Genomic DNA, 21,893 nt, shown 5'->3' on the forward strand with positions numbered 1-21,893 from the left:
TTAGCCTTATTTTAGCAAATGTCCCCTCGATCCGTTAAGAAAAAAAGCCGGCTAAAAAGCCAGCTTTTATCCTTCACCGACGCCCTCGGCCGCCTGTTCCGCTTGGTTTTCCGCGCCCGCCACCATTTTCCGCGCCCGCTCCATAATGGCGAGCAGCGTTTTATACTCCTCTTGGACAGCCGCCAGCTGTTTTTGCAACGCTTCTTTTTCCAGCTGCAATTTTGTGACCATTTGCTGCAGCTGTTCCATATCGTTTTTTAATGCCCGATTCTCATCGGCTGTCCGCCGGGCGTCGCGCGCCTTTTGCCCTTCAGCTTGCAAAAAAGCCAGCACCTCCGGCCATGACAGCTTGCTCTCAACCGCCGCTTCCATTTCCGTTTGCCCCCCGCCTTCTTTTCCGGTTGCCGTCTCTTTTTTTCGCGTTTTCCGCTCCTGTTTTGCCTGTTCGATCTCCTCTTTATACTGCTTACGGACATACGAGTTCCAGCGAAATCCGCACGCCGCGGCCGTCCGCGACAAGCGCCGCCCTACTTCAGCAAACGCTTCTAGCTGGGTGCCGCCTTCGCGAATATACTGGAGCACGACGTCGGCCAACAGTTCATCCTCTTCTTTCGTCCATGCGTCCTGGCGTACTCCTGTCATCCCCTTCCCCTCCTTATCGCCGCTTTGTCATTATATGTATGCGGCTAATAGAAACGGTAGAAGGAAAAAATTACTTCTTGCGTAAAAAAGGACGCAGTGCCTGTTCATGCTCCGCCGATCCCCAAAGCCCGGCACACCGATCGATCTCGGCGAAAAACTGTTCGCGAAACCAAGCTGTTCGCCATTTTTCGCACGATACAGCCTTATAGGCTTGCAAGACAGTGAGCGATCGTGCCGCATAAGGGGCAAGCTGCGCCTGCCATTGTTCGCGCCAACGATCAGCCGGCAGAACGGCATCGGCCCAGCCGCACGCCGCCATCGCCTCAGCCGTCATCGGCTCGGCGCGCAACAACAAGTCGAGCGCCCGCGCGTATGGAAGCTTTTCCAACAGCATGGACGCGCCGCCCCAGCCGGTCGTAATGCCGAGCTGGCCTTGAACAAACCCAATCCGGCTTCCCTCCTTGACAAAGCGGAAATCACAGGCGGTCGCGAGCTCGCAGCTCCCTCCCATTGCCGTTCCGTTGACGAGCGCTGCTGTCGGTTTTGGAAACGTCAATAGTTTGTACAGCAGCTCCCCCATGCGCGTAAGCATTTGTTTTGCCTCCGCGCCGCGCAAATGTCCGAACTCGCTTAAATCGCCGCCCGAACAAAACGCCTCGCCGCCGGCGCCCGTAATGGCGAACACTTTTACGCCGTCATCAGCCGCCGCCTGCTCGATTGCCTGTTCAAGGGCATGCATAACGGCAAAATTGATCGCGTTGCGCTTTTCCGGGCGGCAAATCGTAAACAGCGCGACGCCGTTATGATGTTCCACCATCGCTTCCATGCCATGTCTCCCCTTTCGTATGATAAATTGGGCATGGATGCACCATTTTCCTGCCCCGCGGCGAAAAAACGAATCCGCGGACAAACAGCGTTGATTTTCCCCAACCAGTGAACTACCCCCACTTAATTTTCTAGCGAAAATTTGAAGTGGGGGCTTCCAAAGAAGTTTGACTGCTTCAAGCAATCCTTATTCTTTGAGGCGTGTCCACTTCGCCGCTAGAGCATAAGACACTCAGGTCTACAGCTTTACTTTTCTTTAAGATGTTTAATGCGCCATTGACATCAGCATTAATTAGTTTGCCAGACTTTGTTCGATACAAGCCGCGCTTAATACGTTTGCCGCTGAACTTATATTCTTTTGGATTGTCGGCATTATATTCAGGAATCTCATCGCCGTCAAAAAAGCTGGCTTGAGACGTATATGATTCTTCCTGTTTCAAGAATTCAATGCCGTAAAATTCACAAAGATATTCTAGTTTTTCTTTTATGTTACCGAGAGGAATATTGACAAAGTTTTGATTTGTCTTTTTTCCTAGATTAATATTGCGTTGCCATGTTTCCGCATAGCCAATGACAAGTTTGCCAATTTGATTTTCAATACAGTAGTTAATGATGTAACGGCAAGTCTTGTTGATATAATCATTCACTTTATTATTGCGATTCATAGCAAGCAACGCCTGTTTACGAGTGGTGCCTTTGATTTTTTGCTTATCTTTTATGCTTTGAAGTCTGGCATTTTCTTTGTTAAACCATTGATTTATACTTTTTAATCTCCGCCCATCAATGATGAATGATCTGCCGTCTGATGTGACACAAGTGGCAAGATTGTTTAATCCTAAATCAATGGCCAGTGCTTTTTGGTCATTTAATTCTCTTTGATCTTCAGGCATTTCATATTTGTACTGAATCTCAAAGAACCTGGCATGATGCTTAGGAATGATTTCAATCTGCTTAATCTTTTTGTCCAGCAACACAGGCGGAATCGTTATCGTGATAGGCTTGTGAGTCTTTTTAAATAGGCGAGAATACGGTATCGTGAATTTGTTGCCGTCTATACGAATCTGGCCAATGATCAGTGAATGAAAGCCATCTTTTTTAAGATATTTTGGAATACTGATAGCCTTGTGGTCATATTTTCCTTGTTTGGCAAGACTGATCAAACCAAAGAAAGATTTAAAGGCTTCATTGACCTTTTTTAAAATTTGCTGTGCCATGTTGCTGTTTAACAGCTTATAGTTTTCGTTAGTTTTTGCAAGATGATCGTTTTTCTCATAATTAAGAAATTCCTTGTGTTCAAAATAGTATTGTCTGACATTGTACAATCCGACGTTGTACATGTTCTTGGCAATATGGCACAGTTCTCGAAGAGTCAAGTATTCTTCTTTGGTCAAACCATTTAGCTGTTGTTTGATACAAAAATACATTTTTTCACCTCCCATCTAACTATATGATACTATATTTTACTGAATCTATCCTATTTTCAACAAAATATAGTTAAGGCGATTCATCTCCCACTTACTCCGCTTCGCTTCGTTGAAGTGGGAGTCTTCTCGCCTAATTAAGATAAAAAAGGCTGTCCTAGTTTCGGACAGCCTGTCGCGCGATGCCGGCGATTATTTGTTGACGACATCTTTTCCTTTGTATGTTCCGCATGCTTTGCAGACGCGGTGCGCCAACTTCCATTCGCCGCAGTTCGGGCATTGCACCATGCCTGGCACTTGCAGTTTAAAGTGTGTACGGCGCAGTCTTTTTCTCGTTTTCGATGTTCTTCTAAAAGGTACTGCCATCGTTCCCACCTCCTTGTCCGGCACATTCAGCTTATCGATGCCGGCAGGCGGACGGCCGCTTGTGTTGGACTTCCGCCTGCCGGCAAACAAGGCAGCTGCCGGACGGTGCGCATTTCATCGGCGCCATCGACCGGCAACGCCGGTAAATGTCATTCCTCGTTTTTCTCTTCAAAAAACTTGGCCAACCCTGCTAGACGAGGATCGACTTTGCTCGCCGCTCGCTGTTCCATCGCCTTCTCCCATTGCTCTTCCGAGAGGACGTCCCATCCTTCTCCGTGCTGCGGCGCCCCGTCGGCGGCCGGATTGTCAGCAATGAGCTGCAGCGGGATTTCTAGCAAAATAAGTTCGCGAATAATCGGATTCAGATCAATCGTTTCCCCGGTTACGACATGAGTATCCTCGTCCGTTTCGACAAAGTCGCCGCCGTCAGCAAAAAACGTCTCCGTCGTCTCGATGGAAAACGGATACGCCACATCGACGAGCGTCCGAGAACAAGGCAACACCATCGTCCCCGACAACGTCAAATGAAACGTAAACTTTGTCGAACCGACGTCCGCTTTTCCTTGGACGCGAACCGGTGAAATATCACGGATCAACGTGTCGATTTGCTTTAAATCAGACACATCGACCGTCTCATCAATCGCCATTTCTTTATGCTGGAAACGGCGAAGCTGTTGAACCGTCCATTTCATATGATCACCTCAAGGCAACGAATAAAATTATACGTTCCGTTTTTATTTTTGTCAATGTTTTTTCTTTACAACCGTTGTCCCTTTCGGAAAAGAGAAATGAGGCAGGAGGAAAGGCATACTCCCATCATTGCCAAATTTCGCTGCCGGCATGCACGCTTTCGTCTCGCGGCAACTGCGCAAAAGTCGACACCGCTCCACCTGCCTGCCGGCGGCGCTTTTATCTCTTTGGCAGGCCCCATCCTTATACCCGCAGTTGACCTCCGCTGCCGCTTATTCCATACTAGATGACATACAGGAGGTGTAGCCATTGACAAACGATCGTTTTGGCATCGGGCGACATGAATTCCGTTCGGGAGGGCGGCTATGAAAGCCGTCGGCGTCATCGTTGAATACAATCCGTTTCATAACGGCCATTGGCATCATCTGCAAGAGACAAAAAAAAACGACGGAGGCAGACTGCATCATTGCCGTCATGAGCGGAAATTTCCTGCAGCGCGGCGAACCGGCCATCGTTTCGAAATGGGCGCGGGCGAAAATGGCGCTGGCGGCAGGCGTTGATCTCGTCATCGAGCTGCCGTACGCGTTCGCTGTTCAAGCGGCGGAGCAGTTTGCATATGGAGCGGTGCAGCTGCTTGATGCCCTCGGCTGTCAGGAGCTTTGCTTCGGCAGCGAATCAGGAGACATTACCGCCTTTTTGGCTGCCGCGGAAACATTGTTTCAACAAAAAGGAAAGTTTGACGTCCTCGTCCGCGCCGGGCTTGCGCGCGGGCAAAGTTTCCCGAAAGCGAACGCTGAAGCGTGGCGGCAGCTCGGTTCCGCCCCGCTCGACTTATCCAAACCGAACAACGTGCTCGGCTTTGCGTACGTGAAAGCGATTCAGCAACATAAGCTGGCGATCGTACCGCGCACCATCCCGCGTCTAGCGGCCGGGTATCATGACGAATCGTTTTCCCATCCGTCCATCGCCAGCGCGACAAGCTTGCGGAAAGCGCTTGGGAAAACCGGACAGCTGGAACAAATCGCCGCGTACATCCCGCCTGCCACCGCCGAACAGCTGCGGCGATATCGAGAGACGTACGGGCGCTGGCACAATTGGGAGGCGTATTTTCCGTTGCTGAAATATCGGCTGCTGACGGCCACTGAAGGGGAACTGCGCCGCATTGCCGGAGTTGAGGAAGGCATCGAATATCGGCTGAAGCAAAAAATTGCCGGCGCCGAAACGTTCGCCGCCTTCATCGCCGCAACGAAGACAAAACGGTACACATGGACGAGGCTTCAACGCCTATGCGTGCATGTGCTGACGAATTTCACGAAGGAGGAACAAAATCAGGCGTCCACTCCGACGTACATCCGGCTGCTCGGCATGAACGACACCGGCCGCCGCTACTTGCAGCAGGTGAAAAAGAAGCTGATGCTGCCGCTCGCCGCCAAAGCGGCCAAACTGAACGGCGACCCGCTGTACGAGCAGGAAAAAAAGGCGACAGCCGTCTATGCTGCCGCCTTCCCTGAGCCGTTGTACAGCGCCGCGCTGAAGGAAGAATACGCGACGGCGCCCATTTACGCCTCCGGCATGGAACGCAAATAGCGGATCGCCTCGTCAAACGTATCGACCGGGACGATTTTCATCTTCGTCCCGATTTTTTTGGCCGTCCGGACCGCCTCCCGGTAGTTCGATGATGGTGCACCGTGTTCGTTCGGAGCGAAGAACACATCCGCCCCTTCGCGGTCGGCCGCTACCACTTTTTGCGAAATGCCGCCGATCGGGCCGACCTCCCCGTGAATGTCAATCGTTCCGGTGCCGGCGATTTTCCGTCCTTTTGCAATATCCTCATCGACGAGCTGATTGTAAATTTCAAGCGAAAACATGAGTCCGGCCGACGGGCCGCCGATTTGTTCCGAATCGACGTCCACCGGCGGGTCGGTGCGAACGTCATAATCCGTCATCAACGTCACGCCAAGGCCGACCTGATTCGGATGGTTCGGAAACGGCTTCAACACAAGCTCCGCTTCATGCTGCTCCTTGCCGCGGACAAACGTGACACGGACACGATCACCGGCCTTTTTTCCCCGAACGTAGTTCACCATTTGTTCGAGCGTGTTGAGCGGCCGGCCGTCGATCGCGGCAATGCGGTCGCCGGCTTCGAGGCGCCCGGCTGCCGGCATATCAGGAAGGACGCTCATCACGTACACGCCTTTCGCCTCATACGTGGCCGGCTTTCCAGCGTGCCGGTAGGCCACGACGATCGCCGCCTCTTTCGACTGTTCCATCAGCTGAAGCTGGCGCATCGTATATTCTTTATCGCTCTCCCCTTCCCGCTTGATCTCCTCGACTGGGTGCAGCTCATAAAACGGGCGGATATGGGCGAGCAAATACGCGACAACATTCGCCCGCCCCATGCGGACCGTCGTCAGCATGAACGTTCCCGCATCGCGGTCGCCGTGTTCGACATGAACGAGCGGCTTTAAATTTTGCGCGCTTCCCGGCATCGTCACATAATACGGCAGTTTCATAAAAATCAGCAAAAAAGCGAGGACGATCCCAAAGAAAAATGCTGCGATGTACGTCCGTTTTTTCATTCGTGCCCTGGCTCCTTCCACTGTTCAATCGCTTGGCGGATCGCTCCGATCTGTCTCCGCGCTTCTTCCTCGCCGCGGGCGATGATTTCCTCAACATCGGTAAACGCCCGCGAGCTGTACCGCTCAACACGCGGCCGGATCATCACATCCGAGGCGAGCTGGCGGTAAGCGACGAGCTCGGCTTGCAAAATATCGAGGCTCTGCCAGATGACATCGACAATCGATGCAATTTCCGCCTCCGTGTTAAGCGGGGCGACATCGACGGCGATGACGATATCCGCTCCCATCGACCTTGCGACCGACACCGGCACCCGGTCGACGACGCCGCCGTCGACAAGCAGCCGTCCGTCTATCTCGGCCGGCACAAAAATGCCGGGAATTGAGATGCTCGCCCGCACCGCCTGGGCTGCTTCTCCTTGCCGGAATACGACTTTTTCCCCCGTCTGCAAATCGGCGGCGACAACCGCGACCGGCGGAGAAAGCTCCTCGATTTGCTTCCCTTTCGTCAACAACCGGATGAACTCGGCGATGCGCTCGCCGGCGATCAATCCCATTTTCGGCACCGTCCAGTCGAGAAAATCGTTGCGCCGGAACGATTTGGCAAGCCGGTAGAGCCGGTTGAGTCCGTGGCCGCTCGCATAAAGGACGGCGATCAGCGCCCCGATGCTGCTGCCGGCCAAGCAGGACACCGGAATGTCTTCTTCCTCCAATACTTTCAATACGCCAAGATGGGCAAATCCGCGCGCCCCTCCCGAGCCGAGCGCCAATCCGACTTTCGGCGGCACGATCCTTCCCCCTTTCGCTGCGGCGCTCCCCGCTTTCATCTTATGGTCTAAAACGCCCCCCTATGCTCGTATATTAGGTTATATGAGGTTGTACCGCGCGAAGCCGCGCAGCGAGAAAAGGGGGGGGAACATTGAAACGAAACTGGGGAACGAAACTAAAAACGGCACTGCTCGCTTCCGCCGTCACCTTATTCGCGTTTTCGCTCATTTGCTACCCAAAGCAGTCGCTTGAGGCGTCCATTCGCGGGTTAAATATGTGGTGGGAAGTCGTCTTTCCGTCGCTCTTGCCATTTTTCATCGTCTCGGAGCTGCTGATTAGCTTTGGCGTCGTCAACTTTCTCGGCGTCCTGCTCGAACCGCTGATGCGCCCGTTGTTTCGTGTCCCGGGCGTCGGCGGGTTTGCCTGGGCGATGGGAATGGCGTCCGGCTACCCGTCCGGAGCCAAGCTGACCGCCCGCCTGTACCAGGAAAAGCAACTGTCTACCATTGAGGCTGAGCGGCTTGCTTCCTTCACCAATTCATCGAACCCGCTGTTCATTTTTGGCGCGGTCTCGGCCGGATTTTTCAACAACCCGCATCTCGGTCTTGTACTGGCCGTTTCTCATTATTTAGGGAACATTAGCGTCGGATTGATCATGCGGTTTCACGGCATCCGGAAAGAAAAGGGGCGGCCAAAGCGAAGCCCCCGGCCGTTTTCATTTCCGTACGCGCTGCGCACGTTGCACAAAACGCGGTTGAAAAACGAACAGCCGCTTGGCAAGCTGCTCGGCGACGCTGTCCGCTCTTCCGTCCAAACGCTGCTAATGATCGGCGGTTTCATTATTCTCTTTTCTGTCGTCAACAAACTGCTGTACATGATGCACTTGACTGAACAGCTCGCTCCGTTGCTGCGCCAGCTGCTTCGCCTCACCCAGCTGCCGGAGCAGCTTGACATCCCGGTGTTTTCCGGCTTGTTTGAAATTACACTCGGCAGTCAAATGATCAGCCAAACAGAGGAAGCCATGCTGCTTGAAAAGGCGGTGGCGACAAGCTTCATCCTCGCTTTCGGCGGATTTTCCGTTCAAGCGCAAGTGGCCAGCATCCTTGCCGAGGCCAACATTCGCTTTCAGCCGTTTTTCGTCGCCCGTCTGATGCATGGAGTGTTCGCGGCTTCATTTACATACTTGCTTTGGAAGCCGTTGTATGTACGGACAGCCACCGGAGAGCCGGGCAGCATTCCGGCGTTTCTTCCCGCCGTCCCGGGCGGCGCTTGGGACGAAGGCTGGCGGCTGCTGCAGCAATATGGACCGCTCGTGACGCTTCTCTTTCTTTGCCTTTATATATGGCTGACCGCCAAAGCGGCCAATGGAACCCGCGGGCGCTTGTAACCGTTAGGCGCCCGGCCTTCGGGCTCATCCAGCGAGTAAAGCTGCACGGTCCTCGTTCCGTTGTCAGTCGGCTTCATCTGCTCATCAATATGCGTCCAGCTTCAAAGCCGCGCTTCAGCTGCCAACTGGAGAGTGTCCTCCCCTTGGCTGTCAGTCGGCGGCTGCGGACGCAAATTTCCGCTTTAACGCCGCTTCCACGACCGGGGGGACGAGCTCGGAAATGTCGCCATTATATTTCGCCACTTCCTTGACGATGCTCGAGCTTAAAAACGCATACTGGCTGTTTGTCATCATAAAAAACGTTTCGATGTTCTCATCGAGGACGCGGTTCATCGACGTAATTTGCATTTCGTACTCAAAATCGGACACCGCCCGCAAGCCGCGCAAAATGGCGTTCGCCTTTTTGCTGCGGGCATAATCGACAAGCAGGCCGTGGAACGATTCAACATGAACATTTTCGAGCGTCCGCGTCACCTCGCGCAGCAACTCCATCCGCTCCTCGACGGTAAACAGCGGCTTTTTCGACGAATTATTTAACACCGCCACATAAACTTGGTCAAACACTTTCGCTCCCCGCTTAATAATATCCAAATGCCCATACGTCACAGGGTCAAAGCTCCCCGGGCAAACGGCAATGCTCGCCATCGCTTTCGTCCCCTTTCTGTTCGTCTATCCGGCGATAAATGGTGATGCCGGTAATGCCATACGTTTCGCGTTTCCATTGCCTCAAGTTGCCGACTTCTTCCGGCAGCTCGGCCCCGGCGGGATGTTCGGCGACGACAACGCCGTCCGCCTCTAGCAGGTCACGCTCGGCGATCAACGATAAAAGCGTCGGCCATTTTTTCTCCTTGTACGGCGGATCGAGAAAAATGGCAGAGAAGCGCAAGCCGCGTTTCGCAACCGCCTTTAAGGCCCGCTCGGCATCATTGCGGTAAATTTCCGCCCGTTTCTCAAGCCCGCAGGCGGCAACGTTTTTTCGGACCGTTTGCACCGCCTTCGCATCGTGATCAACAAAAACGACACGCTCGAGCCCGCGGCTGAGCGCTTCAATGCCTAAACCACCGCTGCCGGCGAACAAGTCAAGGCCGATGCCGCCCGCAAAATACGGCCCGATCATATTGAAGATCGCCTCTTTGACTTTATCGGTCGTCGGACGCGTCGACACCCCTGGAACCGCTTGCAGATGCCGGCCTTTGCACATTCCGGAAATGACTCTCATCGCGTTTCACCTGATTCGTCGTTTTCACCGTAATCTTACCATAAAGTCGTCCATCGTCAAACCGAAGAATTTTTTATCAGCGCATGTATAGAAATCGGCAAACCGTCCATAATGAGTAATGGCAACATCGTTAATGGCGTTGTTGCCAATGACGGAGAAGACTTACGTTTCCCCATAAGTTCTTCCTCCGGTTTCTCCTCTCCCTTTTCTTTTTTCTTTCCGTTCCTTGTTCCGCTCCACGCGGAGGCAAGGAACTGGAAAGGACCTTGCGGATCATTTGAACCGCAAGGTTTTTTTTTGATTGCAATTTTGGCAGATGACCGGTAAAGTTAAGGATGGACGATGATTGCAAGGGGGACCATACATGATCCAACGTTTTATCGAACTTGGTGAAGGCTACTCCGATATATATGAATTGATCGAGCTGGCGCGGGCCAATCGTCATCGCTTATCCGGCTTCTTTGCTTTCCATACGGTGAAAAAAGACCGGCCCGTCGTCTCCTTGGCTGTTGTTCTTCATCCAACCGACCCGGGTGACTTTCAGCCGCTTTATATTTGCCGCGAAGGTATTCCCGATCCGTCCGTCAAGCCGAACAAACGGTACGAACTGTTCGCGGAAACCGCAAAAGAGCTTAACACAACCGTCATCCACCTCAATGTCAAGCCATCGACAATGTTCGCTGATCTTGACCTATACTATCAACACTTAATCGGCATTATGCGGATGAACCGCTTTATTCCGCCGCTTCAATAGCGAGAAAAGAGCAGGCCCTGCGGCTGATGCCAGACGGGGTCTGCTCTTTTCTTTCATCCAAGCGGATACGGGGAGTCTTTTTCCTTCTCCCCTTTCGGTTCAAATTCCAGCCTTAAAAACGGTCGGTACGACGGCTCGACCCGCTTGACAAACGGCAGTGCGGCAAGCTTTTTCATCATATGGTCAACTTGTTCCATATCGCAGTAAAGAACCGCATACTTCAGCCGCTTGGAAATGTAATGAATGTTGCCAAACTTGCGCAGCTGTTTTCCGTATTTCAGTGAATGAAGCCAAACGATAATCCCTTGCCGTTTTGGAAACATAGTCCCTTCCCCTTTTTTTCTATGTGCGGCAGCCGCAGCCTCCGCCGCTCCCGCAACCACCGGAACAGCCAGCCGACAAAAAATATGGATTCCCGGTGGGCACTTTCACGTGTTCCGATACGGCCTTGCCGATCAGCACGCTAATGTCGTCAAGCAGCTGCTGCAGCGCCCTTTCCGCCTCTTTAAAGGCGGCGACCGTTTCATGCAAGTCAAGCTCCCGTTTCGCTTCGCGCACTTCTTTCATCACGTCGCGGTAATCGGGATGGTATTTGCCGAAGCGCTGCACTTCCTCGTACCGTTCCTTCAACTTGACAAAGCGGGCGATCAGCTGCTGGGCGCGGCGGTCTTGCTTGAGCCGCCAAAACGCGCGGCGATAGTCGTCCGCTACGTCTGATTCTACAACCATGTTCGCTAATGCTTCTGCTTTATCCAAAATCTCGATGCGCTCGAGAGTAGCAATCCTCACAAATATGGCACCTCCATCATTCATCATATCATGAATGACGGAAAAATGGAAAGAGAAGAGATGAGACGAGGAAAGCATAAAAAAAGGATATCCGAAAGCCGGAAAGACTTTATCGGATAGCCTTTTTAGCGAACTGCCGATCCCGCAGTGCCACCTTGCCTTATGCCAGCGCGCTGGCGCGGATATTCGAGCGCCTTGTATATGTTTAGTGGACAGCAGACTGCACAGGCCTCTTTATGGAATCTCGACGTCAAACTCATGTGCCATGCCAGTCATCTTTCCATCGTTATAGGCGAGCTCAAGGCGAATGACATGCTTTCCGCTTGGCAGACCGCGCACGACAAAGGCGGCTGTATACACTTCCGTCATCTTTTGCCCGTTGATATACACGTTGATGTGCCCGCCGCCGTTCCCTTTGCGAAACGGAAATTGAGCGGCAAAACACTCAATGAAGACGTCGTTCCCTTTCACCTCATGCTTTACTTCGAGCAGCCCGGCTGCCGATGATGCATGGGGGGCAGCTGCCGTTGCGTCCGTCCGGCCGATCGCAGGCGTCAATAACAGTATAGCGCATCCGAGCCATACAATCCATCTCAGCAAAGACATCACTCCCTTTCAAGGCTAGTCTTTGCCGTTTGCCGTCAAATTAATCGCGCAACGCTTTAAACATTTGCCACATGAGCGAGGCCATTTGTAGCGATTGAGCCATTTTTTCTACCTTATCGGGGATTGTTTGCTCATAATGGCGCAAGGCGGCCAACTGAAACGCCGACAGCTCATGCGGGCGGCGGGCAAGCAGCCGATACCAGCGCGGCTGTTCGCGCAAAAACGCACGCAACATCGGGTTTGCCTGCACATATTGCCATACGTCCTTTCTCATCGCCACCACCCTTTAGTCTTTGCGGAACGAAAACGGGTGCTCCTCTTTGTTTGGACGCTGCAAGCCGGCCCCTTGAAATTCAGACAGAATGCGTTGAATCGCGGTGATCGCCTGTTGGACGTTCGCCAAATGTTTTTGCACTTCTGCCGCATCAAGCTGCCCGAGCATTGCAGCCAGCTTATCAAGCCATTTGTTTGTTCCTTTTTCTTCCTCTTTCTTCTTACCGCTTGCTTCGCGATACGGGTCCCATATTTCATCGTCTTCCCCGAACAAATACCAATCCTCGTACACTTGCTTCCACGTCTTTTTGCCGCTGCGCACCTCTTGGATGATTTTCGGGTGTTTTTTTACAAACTGTTTGAACTGTTCAACCGAAGGATGCAGAGGCTTGGCCATGGCGGTTCTCATCCCTTTCATCCACTCATGCCTATCTGCCATATCATATCGCGCCCAGCAAGCGAAGGTGCGCCCAATTTTTACAGCGGGGTAAAGAAGTTTTGCGTGTAATAATCGTCATAGACGCCAACACCAAGGTGAGTGAATTCCTCATTTAGCATAATTTTCCGATGCTTCTCACTGTTGAGCCATCCAGCGGTCGCCTCTACACCATCCACCTGGTGGGCAGCGATATTTTCCCCGGCCAATTGGAAAGAAACGTTCAACGCGCCGAGCCGTTTGGACAAATCGCCGTATTGCGGCGACTCGTGGGAGAAAAACCGATGGTCATGCATATCCCGGCTATGCTTGGCGGCGGCGGCGGCCGCTTTGCTATCCCAAATAAGAGGGGGGAGGCCATGACGGCGGCGGATCAAATTCGTCCAGTCAAAAATTTGTTTCGCATTGGCTGCATCAACGTTTCGTTGCTCTTCTTCCGACAAAGGGGCGGCCGCGGGCAGGCGGCCGCGGTAAACAAGCTCGTACGGCCGCAACTTAACGAACGTTTCCGCGTCCATCAGGCGAACGGCCGCCACGCTTCCGGTAAACCGGTCGATGTACAGCTGAGCATACGCATCGCCGACTTTGACGACCGGCCTTGACGAGTAGTCTTGTTCAGACAGTTCAAACCGGTATGTTCCGCTGCTTAGCTTAATTTCAACGTTCGATAAGACCGGCATTGTTTGGAAAATCGTCTGCAGGCGCTGACCGACCGCAAACGGCTCGACGTTCACCTTTTCTCCGCCGACCAAAGCGGTGACAACCTTGCCGCGAAGCACGCCGATTTGCACGTACGATTCAGGACGGCGGCTGTACACCCACCAATCATAACCATAGGCGGATGGGTCGATCCGATCTGGCGCACCGAGCTGTTTTTCCGCTTCTTGCGCCGGTTGGCCGATCAAGGCGACGATGCCAGCGGTCGCCTTTGGCTCTTTCAGCAAGTAGCCATCTGTCTTCGGTTGCTCCGGAGGGCTTGGCGGCGGCGGGCTCGGTGCGAAGTAATAAAACCCAATCATGAATAACAAAAAAAGGAAGAACCATTTCACGCAGCAACTCCCGCTTTCTACACAATATCCTTACTGCCATTATAGCCGTTTTTCAAAGACAAAAAAAAGAGGACGCCCAAAAAGAGCGTCTTATCCGGTGAAAAGAAGGCACGTCTTGTCCGTTTGGTTAATGGACGGTATGTTGTTCGGAAATCTCGCTCAGCGCACGGCCGGCGCTTTCGTCGGAATAGCGGTTCGTCGCCAAATCACCGAGCGCCACAATGCCGACTAAACGGCCATTTTCAACAACTGGAAGGCGGCGAATTTGATGGCGCGCCATCACGTCTGCCGCCTTTTGCAACGAATCGTCCGGAGACAGCGTCACAAGATCGCGGCTCATTACTTCCGTCACTGCCGTCGAGCCGGGGTGCTTTTCCGCCATACCGCGCACGACTAAATCGCGATCTGTAATCATCCCAACAAGACGGCCATCATCGACGATCGGAATGGCGCCAACATTAAATTCACGCATTTTCACCGCCACTTCGTAAATGTTGTCGAGCGGAGTGCAATATTGCACATCGGTGGACATGACGTCCCGTACTGTTTGCATGGCCCGTCTCTCCTTTCTGTTTGTTATTGTGCGCGCCGTAGCGAGAAAAATACACGCAAAACGGAAACAATGGGAAACAATTCGTTGAAAAGCAAACCGTTTTCGTACTATTATAAATGAGGGGATAATTTCCGTTTTCGCGCTTTCCATACTGCGTTGTTAGGAGGAAGAAAGATGAAATTTGAAAATAGCGGACTGGAAAATCAGACGGTTAAACTGTCCCGCCTTGATGACATGATGGAGCGGCTCGGTTTTGTGCGCGCGGCGCAATGGGATTATGAACGAGTCACGTACGACCGGAAATACGTTATTAAGGAAGGGACATACTATTTGCGCGTTCAAGGGTACGCGGTCGAGGGAGATGTCGATTCGCGTTATGCCCTCATCAAGCTGCTCACGCCGATTTTAGGGAAACATTATTACCCGCATGGCGTCGAATACGGCGAGGGCGAGCATTTTCCATCTTCTCTTGTCAGCCAGTGCCAAAAAGTATTATCACAAATCAAAAGCGAACTCGAGAACATCAAAGAATAATGAAAAAACGCATGAGAGCTCGTTTCTCATGCGTTTTTTACGGCATGACAAGCCGCTTGACCATGACATCGATGGCCTCAGCCGCATACGGCGTCATAGCGGCAATCTCCTCGGCAATTTGCTGCTGCAGCCCGCGGCAAACAGCGAGCACCGGCGCCCCATACCGGATCGACAGCTTCACGGTGATGCGGCATCGGCCGTTTTGGGAGACAACTACAAACACATCGCAGTCATCGAGCACAACCTCTTCCCACTCACGCACACACATCATGACAACCGTCAGCAGCGTCGCTTCCACAGCGCTTCGCTTCCGGTATCGGAACGTATTCACCGCACACTCCCCCGCTCTGCATTCTCTGCTTATGTTATGCTATGCAGCGCCGGCGGCCGATGCTACCCGATTGGCTAAAAACCGAATACTGCTTTAATGAGCGAGGTCGTCTGTCCCCCCGGGTAAAGCACGTAAAGCAAGCAATATACAACAACCCCAGTTGAGGCGCTGCCAAACCAAATGATGCTTGTCACCGGACCGAGACGGCGGTGGCGGGCTCGCTGATCTTTTAATCCGGTCCAAAGCGTTACGAGACCAAACACCGCCCCCACCGTCGCTAAAACAATATGGAAAATGAGGAATGCTGTATAATACAACTTGATGTCCTCCGGTCCGCCAAAACTTGTGTTGCCGATAAACAACGTCCGCGACATATAAATGACAAAAAACAAAAGCGCAAAAGCGGCAGCGGTCAACATCACCTTTTTATGCGCTTCGATCCGCCTGCGGCTGATCAAGTACCAGCCGTAGGCGACAAGCAAAGCACTGATCACGATGCAGCTTGTGCTGATCGTCGGTAAAATCGCCATAGCTTCTCTCCCTTTCCTTCGTCTCTTTATGGCGTATGGCGCCTTACAGTTTCGTCGGCCGCGGCGCCATATCCATGCTCGGTTCTTTTTCTCGTTCTTTCCGATACCACTCGCTAAAAATAAAGAACAACATCACTCCGTATACAATTTCTTGAATAATTTTCATCAATACTCCGCCGAGCTGCTGATCATGAAGCGGGGACATCGACAAAAACATTTGCGGTCCGGTCAAATCAAGCGACGCCAACACCCCCTGCGGCACGCAAAGCGCCAACCCAGTCATCCATGCTTCCGGATCCGTGTACGTCTCATACAGCGGAGTGCCGGCGAAAATAATGAGCGCACAAGCCGGTGTGAGCAGCATGCCGTCGGCAAAAATATAGCCCATTTTTTTTAACCCGGATAATGTCGTCCATCCGGAAAGTTTATTCACAAGCGGCCACCACATGAAGAAGGCTGCAATGAAAATGACCGTTGTGACAGACGCATGCAAAAACATGTTCGTTTTCACGATGTCAAAAACCATTGGGACGTGGTACAAAGAAAATAACCCATTAAACAAAAGCAAAGACACAATCGGCTTTGTCAACAGCTGAAACGAACGGCGCACCGCTGCAATCCGGAACATCCGCTCATAAAACTGCTCCGGAATCCCTAAAATAAAACATTGCGGCACTGTTAAGTAAAGCAACGCCATTTGCACCATATGGGCGGTGAACGTCAAATGGCCCAGCAAGTCGAGCGGGGAGCCTTTGCATACGTAAAGAAGCACTATTCCTGTCAAAAAGTACGCTTTTTGTTTCCTCGAAACGGGGGCATCAAGGCCAAAGCGCTGCCGCCACGGTCCGGTGACTCCGAGATACAACAAGGCAACAGCCGCCAACGCCAACAGAAAAAACGGACTCCAAAGCGCAACTGGACCAAACATTTGCAGCGATTGAAACATAGAAATTCCCTCCTGCCTTGTCCTTTCCCCATTATACTACATGCCGCCGCATGAGCGCTATTAAAAAAAGGGGAAACCGGTGCTGCAACACCGATCCCCCCCTTTGCTTACCACCAAATGACCGTCGAAAACGCCCACACAAGCAGAAGCATGACAAGCACACCGCCGTACATAAACATCGATGGAAATTCATGCCCTTTATGACTCATATGCATGAAATAGTACAACTGAAACGCCACTTGCACGCCAGCTAAAAGCAAAATAAACGGAATGACAAACCAATGGGAAAACTCTTCGTAGCCGACCGCAGCAAAGGCGATGAGCGTCAATAAAATCATCAGCACAAAGACAATCACTTGATGACGCATCTCTTCCGCATTTTTCCGGCGGCGATACGCTAAGTCGATGCGCTCATTTCCTGAGTTCGTTTGGTTCGCCATACGTTCACCCCACCATTCCCATTAAATATACGACGGTAAAAATGAACACCCAGACGACGTCGATAAAGTGCCAATAAAGGCTCGCGACGTAAAACTTCGGGGCATTATACAAGTTTAACCCGCGCTTGGCATTGCGAATCATCAATGTTAAAATCCAAAGCAACCCAAACGCAACGTGGGCGCCGTGCGTGCCGACGAGCGTGTAAAAGGCGGACGCGAAGGCGCTCGTCGTAAACTTATGGCCTTCATGAACATACTCATAAAACTCATAAATTTCCAAGGCCAAAAACCCAGCGCCAAGCAGCACCGTAATGCCAAACCAAAGTTGCATTTTTTGAAAATCAAAGTTTTTCATATGATAAATGGCGTAAACGCTCGTTAAACTGCTCGTTAACAGAAGCATCGTCGCCATAAACACGATCGGCATTTGGAACAGCTCTTCCGCGGAAGGGCCGCCGTTCGTTTTGTCTTTGAGCGCCAAATAGGTGGCGAAGAGAGAGGCGAACAGCACCGTCTCTCCGCCTAAAAAGAGCCAGAAACCGAGAAACTTATTTTTCCCCTCAAGGGTGGCACGTTCCGGCGCCGCCGGGAACGTCTCGGCCGTCAGTTTTTCCTCCACGTGCATCAGGCGTTCGCCCCCTTCTTCTCAAGTTCAAGCACTTCCTCTTTATGAATGTGGAAGCCGTGATCATCAATCACCGAGCGCAAGAACATCGCACCGAGCGTAATGAGCAAGCCGAGAACGCCGACCGGCAAGCCCCAAGCCGTCTCTTGATGATACGTAAAACCGAATGCCGCGACAAACAAGCCAAATGAAATGATAAACGGCAAGAATGATGAATTCGGCATATGAATATCGCCAAGCGGCTCGGCCGGCGTCAATTCTTTTTTGCCTTCCATTTTTTCAAGCCAGAAAGCGTCCAACCCGCGGACGAGCGGCAGTTGGGCAAAGTTGTACACCGGCGGCGGCGAAGCGATGGCCCATTCGAGCGTGCGGCCGTCGCCCCACGCATCACCCGGCACTTTTTCGCCTTTTGCGGTCGTAATCACGATGTTAATGAGTAAAATGACCGTGGCGACCGCCATAAAGAACGCCCCGACCGTACTGATGAAGTTGCCGGTCTCCAATCCTTGCCCCGGCAAGAATGTGAACACACGGCGCGGCATTCCCATTAGACCAAGAAAATGTTGGATAAAGAACGTCAAATGGAAGCCGATAAAGAACAGCCAAAACGTCATTTTGCCAAGCGTCTCATTCAGCATGCGGCCAAACATTTTCGGCCACCAATAATGGGTTCCGGCCAGCAAGGCGAACACAACCCCGCCGACAATGACGTAATGGAAGTGGGCCACAACGAAATAGCTGTCGTGATACTGATAGTCGGCAGCTGCTGATGCCAGCATAACGCCAGTCACCCCACCCATAACGAACGACGGGATGAAAGCAACCGCATAGTACATCGGGGTCGTAAACTTGATGCTTCCGCCCCACATCGTAAACAGCCAGTTAAAAATTTTCACCCCGGTCGGCACCGCAATCGCCATCGTTGCCACAGCGAAGATCGCGTTCGCAATCGGTCCCATCCCGACGGTGAACATATGGTGCGCCCATACCATGAACCCTAAGAATGCGATCAATACCGTCGCAAACACCATCGACGAATAGCCGAACAGACGCTTTCGCGAGAACGTCGCAAAAATTTCCGAGAAAATACCGAACGCCGGCAATACAAGAATGTATACTTCCGGATGTCCAAACACCCAGAATAAGTGCTCCCAGATAATCGTATTACCACCGGCAGCGGGGTTAAAGAAGTTGCCGCCAAACAACCGATCCATCATCATGAAAATTAACGCCACAGTCAGCGGCGGAAACGCAAACAAAATGAGCGCTGACGTCACAAACGTCGCCCATGTGAACATCGGCATGCGCATAAACGTCATGCCCGGGGCACGCATATTAATGATCGTAACAAGAAAGTTGATTCCACCTATTAACGTGCCTATTCCAGAAATTTGCAATCCAAGCGTGTAAAAGTCGACACCGTGGTGCGCTTTCGAATCGAGCGCCAACGACGCATACGACGTCCAACCGGCGTCAGGAGCTCCTCCTAAAAACCACGAACAGTTCAAAAACACTCCGCCGAAGAAAAAGAGCCAAAATCCGAGCGCGTTCAAGAACGGGAACGCAACGTCGCGCGCGCCGATTTGCAACGGCACGACTGCGTTCATAAAGGCGAAAAGAAGCGGCATCGCAGCTAGGAAAATCATCGTCGTTCCATGCATCGTCAGCACTTCGTTGTACAAACCACCGACAAGAAAATCATTGTTCGGCTTCGCGAGCTGAATCCGGATGAACAGCGCCTCAAGACCGCCAAGCAGGAAGAAAAATCCTCCGGCGATTAGATACAGATGGGCGATTTTTTTATGATCGACTGTTGTCAAGTAATCCCATAAAACGGCGCCGACACCCTTTTTGCGAGTGATCGTACTCACAGTGAAACCTCCCTTTTATGCCTTATTCCACTTTTAAGCTCATTAAATATTTCGTCAATGCATCAAGCTGCTCTTCTGTCAGTTCGCCATATGTACCTGTCATTTTGTTTCCAGGCTTTATGCTTTCGGGATCACGCAGCCATCTTTTTAAGTTTTCTTCATTGTGTTCTAAAATACCGGCAATCCGTTCACGATCGCCAAAGTTCGCCAAATTCGGCGCTGTGCGTGCCGGACGCTTGTCCACCGGCGACACGGCATGGCAGCCAATACAGCTTTTATTGAAAATGGCTTCCCCTTGTTTGGCGACCGGATCTGTCACAACCGGTTTTTTCGCATTTTGCATTTTTTCGACCCAAGCATCAAACTCCGTGCGCGGCAACGGACGCACTTTGAAGTCCATCAACGCATGGGACGGCCCGCAAAGCTCCGCACATTTGCCGTAAAAGACGCCGCCCGCTTTGTCTGTCGCTTCTTGGTCAAAGACGAGCCAAAACTGGTTTTTGTTGTCGGTGTTTGTGTCCATTTTGCCGCCGACCGCCGGAATCCAGAACGAGTGTTTGACGTCTGACGCAATCAAATTAAAATAGACTTTTTCGTTCGTCGGCACGACTAAGTCTTGGCTCGTAATAATGCCGTAATCCGGGTATTCAAATTCCCACCAGTACGAGTTGGCGCGCACGTTGACCACAACCGTGTCTTTATCACGGTTCTTGTCATTCATCGGCTTGACATCCGCCAGCTTAAACGTCGCCGATACTGTCGGCACCGCTAAAATCAGCAAGAGGATAATCGGAATGACAGTCCAAATAATTTCCAGTTTATGGCTTCCTTCCACTTGCTTCGGAATTTTATTTTCTTCCCCTTTGCGCCGCCGGAAGCGGATGACAACATAGACGAAGATGATCGCTACGACGACAATGACGAGCACCATGATCGACGTGCTCAACAACATGAGCGAATACTGCATGTCCGCTACTTCACCGGCAGGCTGAAGCGTCGATAAAAACGGCTTGCCGCAGCCGGCGAGCAACAGCGCCATCATCCCGAACAAGGAAAATAAGCGCCAGTTTCGTAGCCCTTTCTTCATAGCCTAATCAAACCCCTCTTTCTTTGATGGATAAATGTATATAAATTCTTTCGCGGAGAAAGAATTTTAACCTGTTCACCAAAGCGTGGCGATGACCATCGCCACGAACAGAATCGTCAAATAATTGAGCGAGTAGACGAACATCCACTTCGCCCACTTTAAGTCATCTTTCATTTTCAAGCCCCACAGCCCCAAAAACAGCCAGCCGATGTTCAGCAGCGTCGCGACCGTTAAAAACGGCGCGCCGAGCGAGAACAAATAAAACGGCAGCGGCAGCAAACAGGCCACCCAGACGATGATTTGCCGCTTTGTCATGGCGAAGCCGTGAACGACCGGCAGCATCGGAATGCCGGCGGCGCGGTATTCTTCACACCGCTTCATCGCCAGAGCCAAAAAGTGAGGCGGCTGCCATAAAAACATGATCAAAAAGAGAACAAGCGGGACGACATGGAAACTTGGGTCAACCGCGGTCCAGCCGATCACCGGCGGCACGGCGCCGGAAATGCTGCCGACGACGGTGTTGAGCGTATAATGGCGCTTCGTCCAAAGCGTATAGAAAAAGACGTACGTCACCATGCCAATGAGCCCGACCACCGCTGCCGTAACCGTTGTCATGAGCAAGCTCATCGTGCCGACGGCGACCAGGGCAACTCCGAGCCAAAGCACGCGCCGCGGCTCCATCGTTCCAGTTACCGTCGGCCGCACTTTCGTCCGCTCCATATATTGATCGATGTCGCGGTCAATGTAGTTGTTAATGGCGCATGAACCTGCGATGACGAACGCGGCGCCAAACAGCGTAAAAAACACAAGATGCAAATTCTCCAAAAAGTGCTCTCCAGTAAAATAAAACGCCAGCCACATTCCGGCAAACGTCGTGATCAAGTTCGAATTAACAATCCCGATTTTGACAACTGCCGACAATTCTCTCCAAATCGCCTTTGCGCTTGCCTGCGAACGATGGCGAGCATCGGCCGCGGCCCCATGCACCGCTTTCAAATCGGCCATTTCTCCTGTTCCTCCTCACTGCGCCGCCTGCGATGAGACAGCGCCGTCATATGGCTTGAAATTTCATCCAATGCGAACGCGAAATAAAAAGAGTCGTTTTCTCTTTATATTAAATCACATTTTTTTCTCATCATGTGAACTTTTTTTGAATAATTTGTGTCAAATTTTTG

At 51.9% G+C, this 21,893-nt stretch carries 27 protein-coding genes and 1 pseudogene; 4 read left to right on the plus strand and 24 right to left on the minus strand.

Translation table 11 applies throughout. The features are described from left to right. Positions 1-66 precede the first annotated feature (66 nt). The 5 genes from GS3922_RS10940 to GS3922_RS10960 all read right to left on the minus strand — a co-directional run bounded on the left by GS3922_RS10940 (position 67) and on the right by GS3922_RS10960 (position 3,946). Positions 67-642 (minus strand): RsfA family transcriptional regulator, encoded by a 576-nt coding sequence (locus GS3922_RS10940; RefSeq protein WP_063166384.1) that lies wholly within the window; start codon positions 640-642, stop codon positions 67-69. A 70-nt stretch (positions 643-712) separates the two neighbouring features. Continuing rightward, complete coding sequence (locus GS3922_RS10945; protein ID WP_063166385.1) at positions 713-1,468, minus strand: enoyl-CoA hydratase/isomerase family protein; 756 nt, start codon at positions 1,466-1,468, stop codon at positions 713-715. A gap of 175 nt (positions 1,469-1,643) precedes the next feature. Continuing rightward, positions 1,644-2,891: an RNA-guided endonuclease InsQ/TnpB family protein gene (locus GS3922_RS10950; RefSeq protein WP_063166386.1), complete on the minus strand. Its 1,248-nt coding sequence runs from the start codon at positions 2,889-2,891 to the stop codon at positions 1,644-1,646. 189 nt (positions 2,892-3,080) lie between these two features. Beyond that, complete coding sequence (gene rpmF, locus GS3922_RS10955) at positions 3,081-3,254, minus strand: 50S ribosomal protein L32 (protein ID WP_063166387.1); 174 nt, start codon at positions 3,252-3,254, stop codon at positions 3,081-3,083. A gap of 149 nt (positions 3,255-3,403) precedes the next feature. Further along, positions 3,404-3,946 (minus strand): YceD family protein, encoded by a 543-nt coding sequence (locus GS3922_RS10960; RefSeq protein WP_063166388.1) that lies wholly within the window; start codon positions 3,944-3,946, stop codon positions 3,404-3,406. 363 nt (positions 3,947-4,309) lie between these two features. Between GS3922_RS10960 and GS3922_RS10965 the strand changes: the two are divergent. Further along, a pseudogene (locus tag GS3922_RS10965) lies at positions 4,310-5,531 on the plus strand (nucleotidyltransferase). Here GS3922_RS10965 and GS3922_RS10970 read toward each other — a convergent pair. Further along, complete coding sequence (locus GS3922_RS10970) at positions 5,504-6,523, minus strand: SepM family pheromone-processing serine protease (RefSeq protein WP_063166389.1); 1,020 nt, start codon at positions 6,521-6,523, stop codon at positions 5,504-5,506. The pseudogene GS3922_RS10965 and the gene GS3922_RS10970 sit on opposite strands and share 28 nt — an antisense overlap. Then, positions 6,520-7,347: a patatin-like phospholipase family protein gene (locus tag GS3922_RS10975; protein WP_413229273.1), complete on the minus strand. Its 828-nt coding sequence runs from the start codon at positions 7,345-7,347 to the stop codon at positions 6,520-6,522. The genes GS3922_RS10970 and GS3922_RS10975 overlap by 4 nt, the downstream gene beginning before the upstream one ends. Positions 7,348-7,439: 92 nt before the next feature. On the opposite strand from GS3922_RS10975, the gene ylbJ reads away from it, so the two are divergent. Beyond that, a complete protein-coding gene (gene ylbJ / locus GS3922_RS10980; protein ID WP_063166390.1) occupies positions 7,440-8,675 on the plus strand; it encodes a sporulation integral membrane protein YlbJ in 1,236 nt (411 codons plus the stop codon). 150 nt (positions 8,676-8,825) lie between these two features. Here the strand turns inward: ylbJ and coaD are convergent, their stop codons facing one another. Then, positions 8,826-9,320 carry a pantetheine-phosphate adenylyltransferase gene (gene coaD, locus GS3922_RS10985; RefSeq protein WP_063166391.1) on the minus strand — a complete coding sequence of 165 codons (495 nt, stop codon included), beginning with the start codon at positions 9,318-9,320 and terminating at the stop codon, positions 8,826-8,828. Further along, positions 9,286-9,894, minus strand: coding sequence for a 16S rRNA (guanine(966)-N(2))-methyltransferase RsmD (rsmD, locus tag GS3922_RS10990; RefSeq protein ID WP_063166392.1), 609 nt, complete (start codon positions 9,892-9,894; stop codon positions 9,286-9,288). The genes coaD and rsmD overlap by 35 nt, the downstream gene beginning before the upstream one ends. 364 nt (positions 9,895-10,258) lie before the next feature. Between rsmD and GS3922_RS10995 the strand changes: the two genes are divergently transcribed. Continuing rightward, on the plus strand, positions 10,259-10,648 hold the full coding sequence (locus GS3922_RS10995; RefSeq protein ID WP_063166393.1) for a DUF7147 family protein: 390 nt from the start codon (positions 10,259-10,261) through the stop codon (positions 10,646-10,648). Positions 10,649-10,701: 53 nt separating this feature from the next. Here GS3922_RS10995 and GS3922_RS11000 read toward each other — a convergent pair whose 3' ends face one another. The 7 genes from GS3922_RS11000 to GS3922_RS11030 all read right to left on the minus strand — a co-directional run bounded on the left by GS3922_RS11000 (position 10,702) and on the right by GS3922_RS11030 (position 14,354). Further along, positions 10,702-10,971 carry a YlbG family protein gene (locus tag GS3922_RS11000; RefSeq protein WP_063166394.1) on the minus strand — a complete coding sequence of 90 codons (270 nt, stop codon included), beginning with the start codon at positions 10,969-10,971 and terminating at the stop codon, positions 10,702-10,704. Positions 10,972-10,990: 19 nt separating this feature from the next. After that, complete coding sequence (locus tag GS3922_RS11005; RefSeq protein WP_063166395.1) at positions 10,991-11,437, minus strand: YlbF/YmcA family competence regulator; 447 nt, start codon at positions 11,435-11,437, stop codon at positions 10,991-10,993. A gap of 234 nt (positions 11,438-11,671) precedes the next feature. Continuing rightward, positions 11,672-12,043 carry a hypothetical protein gene (locus GS3922_RS11010; RefSeq protein WP_063166396.1) on the minus strand — a complete coding sequence of 124 codons (372 nt, stop codon included), beginning with the start codon at positions 12,041-12,043 and terminating at the stop codon, positions 11,672-11,674. Positions 12,044-12,083: 40 nt separating this feature from the next. Beyond that, a complete protein-coding gene (locus GS3922_RS11015) occupies positions 12,084-12,317 on the minus strand; it encodes a YlbE-like family protein (RefSeq protein ID WP_063166397.1) in 234 nt (77 codons plus the stop codon). A gap of 12 nt (positions 12,318-12,329) precedes the next feature. Then, complete coding sequence (gene ylbD / locus GS3922_RS11020; protein ID WP_063166398.1) at positions 12,330-12,713, minus strand: YlbD family protein; 384 nt, start codon at positions 12,711-12,713, stop codon at positions 12,330-12,332. An 80-nt stretch (positions 12,714-12,793) separates the two neighbouring features. Beyond that, on the minus strand, positions 12,794-13,801 hold the full coding sequence (locus GS3922_RS11025) for a CAP domain-containing protein (protein WP_063166399.1): 1,008 nt from the start codon (positions 13,799-13,801) through the stop codon (positions 12,794-12,796). 127 nt (positions 13,802-13,928) lie between these two features. Next, complete coding sequence (locus tag GS3922_RS11030) at positions 13,929-14,354, minus strand: CBS domain-containing protein (RefSeq protein ID WP_063166400.1); 426 nt, start codon at positions 14,352-14,354, stop codon at positions 13,929-13,931. 174 nt (positions 14,355-14,528) lie between these two features. On the opposite strand from GS3922_RS11030, the gene GS3922_RS11035 reads away from it, so the two are divergent. Then, positions 14,529-14,888 carry a YugN family protein gene (locus GS3922_RS11035; protein WP_063166401.1) on the plus strand — a complete coding sequence of 120 codons (360 nt, stop codon included), beginning with the start codon at positions 14,529-14,531 and terminating at the stop codon, positions 14,886-14,888. Between the two features lie 37 nt (positions 14,889-14,925). On the opposite strand, the gene GS3922_RS11040 is transcribed toward GS3922_RS11035, so the two are convergent. From GS3922_RS11040 to cyoE, 8 genes are all read right to left on the minus strand, one after another. Continuing rightward, positions 14,926-15,219, minus strand: a complete 294-nt coding sequence (locus GS3922_RS11040) for an Asp23/Gls24 family envelope stress response protein (protein ID WP_063166402.1) — start codon at positions 15,217-15,219, stop codon at positions 14,926-14,928. Between the two features lie 74 nt (positions 15,220-15,293). Further along, positions 15,294-15,749 carry a DUF420 domain-containing protein gene (locus tag GS3922_RS11045; RefSeq protein WP_063166403.1) on the minus strand — a complete coding sequence of 152 codons (456 nt, stop codon included), beginning with the start codon at positions 15,747-15,749 and terminating at the stop codon, positions 15,294-15,296. A 43-nt stretch (positions 15,750-15,792) separates the two neighbouring features. After that, the gene (gene ctaG / locus GS3922_RS11050) at positions 15,793-16,695 is read right to left on the minus strand and encodes a cytochrome c oxidase assembly factor CtaG (protein ID WP_063166404.1); all 903 of its coding nucleotides are present in this window, start codon (positions 16,693-16,695) and stop codon (positions 15,793-15,795) included. Between the two features lie 107 nt (positions 16,696-16,802). Further along, a complete protein-coding gene (gene ctaF, locus GS3922_RS11055; protein ID WP_063166405.1) occupies positions 16,803-17,135 on the minus strand; it encodes a cytochrome c oxidase subunit IVB in 333 nt (110 codons plus the stop codon). 4 nt (positions 17,136-17,139) lie between these two features. Beyond that, positions 17,140-17,760 (minus strand): cytochrome c oxidase subunit III, encoded by a 621-nt coding sequence (gene ctaE / locus GS3922_RS11060; RefSeq protein WP_033010279.1) that lies wholly within the window; start codon positions 17,758-17,760, stop codon positions 17,140-17,142. Further along, positions 17,760-19,631, minus strand: a complete 1,872-nt coding sequence (ctaD, locus tag GS3922_RS11065; protein ID WP_063166406.1) for a cytochrome c oxidase subunit I — start codon at positions 19,629-19,631, stop codon at positions 17,760-17,762. Before ctaD ends, ctaE begins: the two co-directional genes overlap by 1 nt. Before the next feature lie 22 nt (positions 19,632-19,653). Then, positions 19,654-20,718, minus strand: coding sequence for a cytochrome c oxidase subunit II (gene coxB / locus GS3922_RS11070; protein ID WP_063166407.1), 1,065 nt, complete (start codon positions 20,716-20,718; stop codon positions 19,654-19,656). Between the two features lie 75 nt (positions 20,719-20,793). Beyond that, entirely contained in the window at positions 20,794-21,723 is a 930-nt protein-coding gene (cyoE, locus tag GS3922_RS11075; protein WP_063166408.1) for a heme o synthase, read from the minus strand. Between the last annotated feature and the right edge of the window lie 170 nt (positions 21,724-21,893).

Source organism: Geobacillus subterraneus (assembly GCF_001618685.1).
Classification (GTDB): domain Bacteria; phylum Bacillota; class Bacilli; order Bacillales; family Anoxybacillaceae; genus Geobacillus; species Geobacillus subterraneus.

Coding starts and splice junctions, on each gene's coding strand:
- GS3922_RS10940 (WP_063166384.1), bottom strand. CDS start 642: ATGACAGGAGTACGCCAGGACGCATGGACGAAAGAAGAGGATGAACTG.
- GS3922_RS10945 (WP_063166385.1), bottom strand. CDS start 1,468: ATGGAAGCGATGGTGGAACATCATAACGGCGTCGCGCTGTTTACGATT.
- GS3922_RS10950 (WP_063166386.1), bottom strand. CDS start 2,891: ATGTATTTTTGTATCAAACAACAGCTAAATGGTTTGACCAAAGAAGAA.
- rpmF (WP_063166387.1), bottom strand. CDS start 3,254: ATGGCAGTACCTTTTAGAAGAACATCGAAAACGAGAAAAAGACTGCGC.
- GS3922_RS10960 (WP_063166388.1), bottom strand. CDS start 3,946: ATGAAATGGACGGTTCAACAGCTTCGCCGTTTCCAGCATAAAGAAATG.
- GS3922_RS10970 (WP_063166389.1), bottom strand. CDS start 6,523: ATGAAAAAACGGACGTACATCGCAGCATTTTTCTTTGGGATCGTCCTC.
- GS3922_RS10975 (WP_413229273.1), bottom strand. CDS start 7,347: ATGAAAGCGGGGAGCGCCGCAGCGAAAGGGGGAAGGATCGTGCCGCCG.
- coaD (WP_063166391.1), bottom strand. CDS start 9,320: ATGGCGAGCATTGCCGTTTGCCCGGGGAGCTTTGACCCTGTGACGTAT.
- rsmD (WP_063166392.1), bottom strand. CDS start 9,894: ATGAGAGTCATTTCCGGAATGTGCAAAGGCCGGCATCTGCAAGCGGTT.
- GS3922_RS10995 (WP_063166393.1), top strand. CDS start 10,259: ATGATCCAACGTTTTATCGAACTTGGTGAAGGCTACTCCGATATATAT.
- GS3922_RS11000 (WP_063166394.1), bottom strand. CDS start 10,971: ATGTTTCCAAAACGGCAAGGGATTATCGTTTGGCTTCATTCACTGAAA.
- GS3922_RS11010 (WP_063166396.1), bottom strand. CDS start 12,043: ATGTCTTTGCTGAGATGGATTGTATGGCTCGGATGCGCTATACTGTTA.
- GS3922_RS11015 (WP_063166397.1), bottom strand. CDS start 12,317: ATGAGAAAGGACGTATGGCAATATGTGCAGGCAAACCCGATGTTGCGT.
- ylbD (WP_063166398.1), bottom strand. CDS start 12,713: ATGGCCAAGCCTCTGCATCCTTCGGTTGAACAGTTCAAACAGTTTGTA.
- GS3922_RS11030 (WP_063166400.1), bottom strand. CDS start 14,354: ATGCAAACAGTACGGGACGTCATGTCCACCGATGTGCAATATTGCACT.
- GS3922_RS11035 (WP_063166401.1), top strand. CDS start 14,529: ATGAAATTTGAAAATAGCGGACTGGAAAATCAGACGGTTAAACTGTCC.
- GS3922_RS11045 (WP_063166403.1), bottom strand. CDS start 15,749: ATGGCGATTTTACCGACGATCAGCACAAGCTGCATCGTGATCAGTGCT.
- ctaG (WP_063166404.1), bottom strand. CDS start 16,695: ATGTTTCAATCGCTGCAAATGTTTGGTCCAGTTGCGCTTTGGAGTCCG.
- ctaF (WP_063166405.1), bottom strand. CDS start 17,135: ATGGCGAACCAAACGAACTCAGGAAATGAGCGCATCGACTTAGCGTAT.
- ctaE (WP_033010279.1), bottom strand. CDS start 17,760: ATGCACGTGGAGGAAAAACTGACGGCCGAGACGTTCCCGGCGGCGCCG.
- coxB (WP_063166407.1), bottom strand. CDS start 20,718: ATGAAGAAAGGGCTACGAAACTGGCGCTTATTTTCCTTGTTCGGGATG.
- cyoE (WP_063166408.1), bottom strand. CDS start 21,723: ATGGCCGATTTGAAAGCGGTGCATGGGGCCGCGGCCGATGCTCGCCAT.